Raw genomic sequence first — 3,159 nt, forward strand, 5'->3', positions numbered from 1 at the left:
CCCCGCGACCGCCACCAGCGCCTCCGCAATCGCACGGTGACCCCCAGCCCCCGTCGCCACCGCGGACCGGACGAAGCCCTCGGAGGTACGTTTATCACACCTATCACGTCCCGCCGAGGGCTTTTCCCCGCTCTGGGGATTCACCGGCGGAACGACAGGGCGATGGCGCCCGCGATCGCCATGAACAGCGCGACGACCCACATGCCCGCGCGGAAGTCGCCGGTCAGGCCCTGGAGCCACCCCGTCAGGTACGGGCCGGCGAAACCGGCGAGGTTGCCGAACGAGTTGATCAACCCGATGCCCGCGGCGGCGCCGACGCCCACCAGGAACGAGTTCGGCAGCTGCCAGAACACCGGGATCGCCGCGAACACGCCGATCGCGCACACCGTGACGGCGGCCATCACGGTCAGCGGCGAGTTCAGGTACAGCGCGGCGGCGATCGCGACCGCTCCGACGAACGCGGCGACCGCGACGTGCCCCGCCCGTTCGCCGGTGCGGTCGGAGTGCCGCGCCCACAGCACCATCGCGACCGCCGCGAAGGCGTAGGGGATCGCGGTGACCAGCCCGATCTCCACGATGCTGAACTTCGTGTCGAACTGCTCCTGGAAGCCCTTGATCACCTGCGGCAGGAAGAACGCCAGCACGTAGAGGCCGAAGACGATGCCGAAGTAGACGACGCTGAGCGCGATCACGCGCGGGTTGGTCAGCGCCGACCGCGTGCCCACCTCGCCGCCGACCTCCCGCGCGTCCTCCGCGTCGATGGCCGACTGGAGCGCGACGCGTTCGTCCGAGGTCAGCCACTTCGCGTCCCGCGGTCGGTTGGGCAGCAGGAAGAACACCGCGACGCCGAGCACGATCGAGGGCAGGCCCTCGACGAAGAACATGAACCGCCAGCCCGCGTCGAAGCCGAGCAGGCCGTCACCGTGCTGCAGGAGCAGGGTGGAGACCGGGCTGCCGATGACCGACGACAGCGGCACGGCCAGGAAGAACAGCGCGACGATCTTCGCCCGCCGCGCGCGGGGGAACCAGTAGGTCAGGTACAGGATGATGCCGGGGAAGAAGCCCGCCTCGGCCACGCCGAGCAGCACCCGGACCACGTAGAAGCCGACCTCGCCCTGGATGAACGCGGTGGCCGAGGCGACGATCCCCCAGGTGACCATGATCCGGGCGATCCAGATCCGCGCGCCCACCCGGTGCAGCACGATGTTGCTGGGCACCTCGAAGAAGAAGTACCCGACGAAGAACAGGCCCGCGCCGAGCCCGTAGGCCGCGGCGCTGATGCCGAGGTCGGCGTTCATCGTCAGCGCCGCGAAGCCGACGTTCACGCGGTCGAGGTAGTTGAGCAGGTACAGCAGGCCGAGGAACGGCACGAGGCGGACGGTGGCCTTCCGCAACGCCCGCGCCGTGGGTTCCCCTGTCGTGGCCGAGGGCAGGTCCATCGGAGTCCTCCAGTGATCGGTCGACCGACATCATCGGGGGTAACGGGTGGTGATGACCACGCCGCGTGCCGTCCGCGGCCGTTCGGCGGCGTGGCCCCGGTGTTCCCGGAGGCTCGTCCAGGCCATTGTCCGGAGTGGACGGTCCCGGAACTGTCGGACCCCTCTGCCACCATCGCGGTGTCGAGGAGGGGAGCGGTCATGGCGGTGCGGGTGGCGAGCAGGCGGCGGGGTGCGGCGTGGCTCGCGCGGACCCACCCCGGTGCGCCGGTGGTGGACGTGACGTCGAAGGGGCCGGAGCCGTGGGTGCGGTTGAGCCCGTTCTACCCGCACGGCGGGATACCGGTGCCGTTCACGCCCGGCGTGACGGCGCAGTCGGTGGAGGGGGTCTGGCAGGCGTTGAAGGTGTTCGAGCACGCCGACGTCGACCGGGCGAAGCTGGACGTGCGGACGATGGCGGGGCTCAAGCGCACGGTCCGGCGGTTCGGCCCGGTGCTCGGTCACCGCGAGGGGTTGGCCGGTGATCGCCTCCTGCCGTACGAGGAAGCGCGCCGGATGATCTACCTGCCCACCTACCGCTGGGTCCTGGAGCACCGGGCCGCGCGGGAGGTGGAGGCGCTGCGGGAGCTGAGCGCCCGGGGTGACGTGGTGCTGCTCGACTACACGACGAACGGCGACGTGGCGGACCTGGCCACGCCGCTGTCCCACGCCGCCCTGATCGCCGCGCACCTGGAGGACCGCCGGCCGTAAATTGGTGCCATGAGCAGCGCGACGGGCAGCGGTCAGCAACCGCGGGTGGTCTCCGGCCGGCAGTCCGAGCTGCTGGGGCTGCTCCGCGACGAGGGCGCGATGTCGCGGGTGGCGCTCGGTGAACGGCTGGAGCTGCCGCGCGCCAAGCTGACCGCCGAGCTGGCTCGGTTGGTGGACGTGGGCCTGGTCCAGGTCGGGGGACCCGCGGCCAGTCGCGGCGGGCGGCGGTCGACGCTCGTCCACCTGGCCGACGACCTGCGCGTGCTCGGCGTGGACGTGGGCGCGACCTCGGTGACGGTCGCCGTCACGGACGGCCGGTGCGAGGTGCTGGAGAGCCGCAGCGAGGAGTGCGACGTCCGCAGCGGTCCGGCGCTGGTGCTGAGCCGGGTCGCGGAGCTGGCCGACGTCGTCTACGCCAAGGCCTCCGGCAGGCTGATCGGCGCGGGCATCGGGCTGCCGGGTCCGGTGAGCTTCCGCGACGGCATGCCGGTCGCGCCGCCGATCATGCCGGGCTGGGACCGCTACCCGGTGCGCGACGAGCTGGCCGGCCGGTGGGGCTGCCCGGTGACGGTGGACAACGACGTGAACGCCATGGCGCTGGGCGAGCGCCACGCGGGCGTGGCCCGGTCGCTGGAAGACCTGATCTTCGTCAAGGTCGGCACGGGCATCGGCTGCGGGATCGTCCTCGGCGGACGGGTGTACCGGGGCGTGGCGGGCACCGCGGGCGACATCGGGCACATCAGGCTGGACGACTTCGGCCCGGCCTGCGCGTGTGGCGAGGTCGGCTGCCTGGAGGCCTACTTCGGCGGTTCGGCGCTGGCCCGTGACGCCACCACCCTGGCCCGCAGCGGTCGTTCGGTCGCCCTGGCCACCGCGCTGCGGGACAAGGGCGTGCTCAGCGCGGAGGACGTCGGCGCGGCCGCCGCGGCGGGCGACTTCGCCGCCGCGAACCTGGTCCGCGAGGGCGGCAGGC

At 72.3% G+C, this 3,159-nt stretch carries 3 protein-coding genes; 2 read left to right on the forward strand and 1 reads right to left on the reverse strand.

Features of this window, described 5'->3' with window-relative positions; all coding sequences use genetic code 11:
- Window positions 1–140: 140 nt before the first annotated feature.
- Window positions 141–1,439 (reverse strand): MFS transporter, encoded by a 1,299-nt coding sequence (locus AB0G02_RS32875; RefSeq protein ID WP_360802033.1) that lies wholly within the window; start codon window positions 1,437–1,439, stop codon window positions 141–143.
- Window positions 1,440–1,637: 198 nt separating this feature from the next.
- Between AB0G02_RS32875 and AB0G02_RS32880 the strand changes: the two genes are divergently transcribed.
- Together AB0G02_RS32880 and AB0G02_RS32885 are read left to right on the forward strand one after the other, a co-directional pair.
- The gene (locus AB0G02_RS32880; RefSeq protein ID WP_360802036.1) at window positions 1,638–2,186 is read left to right on the forward strand and encodes a hypothetical protein; all 549 of its coding nucleotides are present in this window, start codon (window positions 1,638–1,640) and stop codon (window positions 2,184–2,186) included.
- A 9-nt stretch (window positions 2,187–2,195) separates the two neighbouring features.
- The coding region (locus AB0G02_RS32885; protein WP_360802039.1) for an ROK family transcriptional regulator at window positions 2,196–3,159 on the forward strand (964 nt) is incomplete at its 3' end.

It is taken from the genome of Actinosynnema sp. NPDC023658, from assembly GCF_040639995.1.
Taxonomy (GTDB): Bacteria; Actinomycetota; Actinomycetes; order Mycobacteriales; family Pseudonocardiaceae; genus Actinosynnema.

Excerpts from the sequence above, each read along its gene's own strand:
- AB0G02_RS32875 (WP_360802033.1), bottom strand. The coding sequence starts at position 1,439 with ATGGACCTGCCCTCGGCCACGACAGGGGAACCCACGGCGCGGGCGTTG.
- AB0G02_RS32880 (WP_360802036.1), top strand. The coding sequence starts at position 1,638 with ATGGCGGTGCGGGTGGCGAGCAGGCGGCGGGGTGCGGCGTGGCTCGCG.